2 protein-coding genes and 1 tRNA gene are annotated in these 2,286 nt (G+C 38.5%); all 3 read left to right on the top strand.

Going from position 1 to position 2,286, the window contains the following annotated elements:
* The 3 genes from GWC94_RS03335 (at position 1) to GWC94_RS03325 (ending at position 2,100) form a co-directional block, all read left to right on the top strand.
* Positions 1–68, top strand: a tRNA-Ala gene (locus tag GWC94_RS03335).
* A gap of 42 nt (positions 69–110) precedes the next feature.
* The gene (locus GWC94_RS03330; RefSeq protein WP_161833608.1) at positions 111–1,289 is read left to right on the top strand and encodes a site-specific integrase; all 1,179 of its coding nucleotides are present in this window, start codon (positions 111–113) and stop codon (positions 1,287–1,289) included.
* Positions 1,290–1,341: 52 nt separating this feature from the next.
* Positions 1,342–2,100, top strand: a complete 759-nt coding sequence (locus GWC94_RS03325) for a HEPN domain-containing protein (RefSeq protein WP_161833607.1) — start codon at positions 1,342–1,344, stop codon at positions 2,098–2,100.
* Positions 2,101–2,286: the final 186 nt, after the last annotated feature.

Here is a 2,286-nt window from a genome sequence, read left to right as displayed (position 1 = left end):
TTAGCTCAGTTGGCTAGAGCGCTTGCATGGCATGCAAGAGGCCACCGGTTCGAATCCGGTATTCTCCACCTGAAAGGCACTGTTAATCAGTGCTTTTTTTATGCCCATTTATGAGCAAATATGGCCTGTCACTTCAAAATGGGTCAGAAATGGGTCAGAAAAACTTTAAGGGTGCCGTAAGTGTCACAAATGCCGATGGAAGAATAAGACTTCGGTGGCGATATTCAGGACAACGGTACTCAATTAACCTGTCCGCTTACAGTAGGCAGCATTTACAACAGGCTAAAAAAACTGCGCTGGAAATTGAACAAGACATTGCCAAGGAAGACTTCGATTTCACATTAAGCAGATACAAGGGAATACCTGAGCCGGTTCGAGAAACGCCATCTGAGAAATCGTTTGTTGAGTATTTCGAAGAATGGACTTCTGTTTATAAGCAAATGGACTGCGACAAGCATACTAACTATAACGCAGTCAGAAACATGCTCAGGAAATGGGGTAAAGTCAACCCTTCCAACATCCATTTGAAGCTGAATAAAGAAACTTTTTGTGCTGGAACTTACAATAGGCGGTTAACCATGCTCAAAGGCTTTGTAAAATGGCTTGTGAAGGCTAAAATTTGGCAGTATAATGCCTTGGAGGACATTAATCCAAAACGGTCAAAGAAAGTCAGGCAGGCCAAGAGAAGGCCTTTTAATGAAAATGAAATCAGCCGAATCTTGGAAGCCGTCAAGAATGATACTTTTTGCCCAGTTTCCTCAGTCCACAAACATTCTCATTACTACCCGTTTCTCTACTTCATTTTCAAAACAGGGGTTAGGAACGCAGAGGCAATAGGGTTAAGAGTTGGCAGCATCAATGCAAAAGCCAAAACCATTACAATCAAGGAGGCTTTGGCAAGGTCGCTTAAGGGAACGAGTTCAAGTCAGCGCATAAGGAAGGAAACCAAGAACGGGAAAGAAAGGGTGCTCCCGCTGACAGATGACTTAGCCCTTATTTTGCTTCCACTTATAGCTGATACAGAGCCAGAAAGGTTAGTATTCCTTTCACCCAATGGGGTTGCAATTGACGACCACAACTTCCAGCGCAGGATATTTAAGAGGGTGCTGGAAAAATTGAATATTGAGGAGCGGGTTTTATATGCCTGCCGCCACACATTCGGAAGCAGGTGTATTGATGCTGGTATTACGCCAGTGATGACGGCCTTCCTGATGGGTAATAATCCAGAGACCGCTTTAAGGAATTATACACACCAGCTTAATATTCCTAAGGATTTGCCAAGTCTTTAAATATTTTTATAGCCAGTGAATTACAACATTTGCTGGCTATAAACTTTTTAAAATGGCACAATATAGTTCAACCCAATTGGTGATTGAAGATGCAAAAAGAATAATTGGTTTAAAAACGGAAGCAGTAAGCGATTATATCGCTGCAAGGGTTTTATTCAATAATAACTGCTTGAAGCAAGCATGTTTGTTAGCAAATACTGCATTAGAAAAAGAATTAAAAGCATGGCTTGAAGCGGCAGGTACAAAAGTTACCATTCACCATGAAACTGACAAGATATTTAAATTGATAAAGCCTCAGAAGCAATCTGAATTAAATATCAATGTGTCATTTTTAAAATGCTTAAGTAAAATATATCAAAGCAGATATTTCGAAAAGCTTTCGAATAACTATAATTATGTCATTTTGAAAAATAAATTCTTAGCTGAATTGGATGTTACCTATCAGAAGCTGGAAGCGGCAACACGATTTGGGCGGTTAAAGACAAATCGAATAAGTTCACCCTTTGAACAGGAAATTCAAAGAGGAAATCCATTAATAATTTTAAATAACTTCTTGCTTAGTAACACAACTAAGGAACAATTTTTGAAACAGGAAGAGATTGTGAACGAGTTTCGGATTTATACAAACCATGAACCGATTGAAATAATTTATAAACTTAAAGAATCTCCTGCTGATTTAAATTTCATGATAGAAGGAGTCAAACCTATTAATGAACTGCAATTCAATTCAGCATTTTTTGGCGAAAATGTTATAGCCGATTCAATGACCCTAATCAGAAGTGGTGAATACTTAAGCGTAGCCCACGGGTAGCCAGATTTATATCTTCAAAATGGCCGTTGAAATATGTAGTTAATGTAGGTCTGATTATTTGTAATAGTTAGTAGTTGATCTGACAGTTTAGGATTTTCTTTTTTGGTTTTTATAGGATATTGATAAAAAAGTTAGGCTGCTGGACTTATTTGGTTCAGCAGTTTTTGTTTGGCTAAGGTAATTGTT

It is taken from the genome of Sediminibacterium soli (genome assembly GCF_009939225.1).
Taxonomy (GTDB): domain Bacteria; phylum Bacteroidota; class Bacteroidia; order Chitinophagales; family Chitinophagaceae; genus Sediminibacterium; species Sediminibacterium soli.
The sequence above is the reverse complement of the archived record's forward strand: the minus strand, read 5'-3'. Positions and strand labels throughout refer to the sequence as shown.

Bases quoted from the DNA above. Each gene is read 5' to 3' on its own strand.
- GWC94_RS03330 (WP_161833608.1), top strand. From the start codon at position 111: ATGAGCAAATATGGCCTGTCACTTCAAAATGGGTCAGAAATGGGTCAG.
- GWC94_RS03325 (WP_161833607.1), top strand. From the start codon at position 1,342: ATGGCACAATATAGTTCAACCCAATTGGTGATTGAAGATGCAAAAAGA.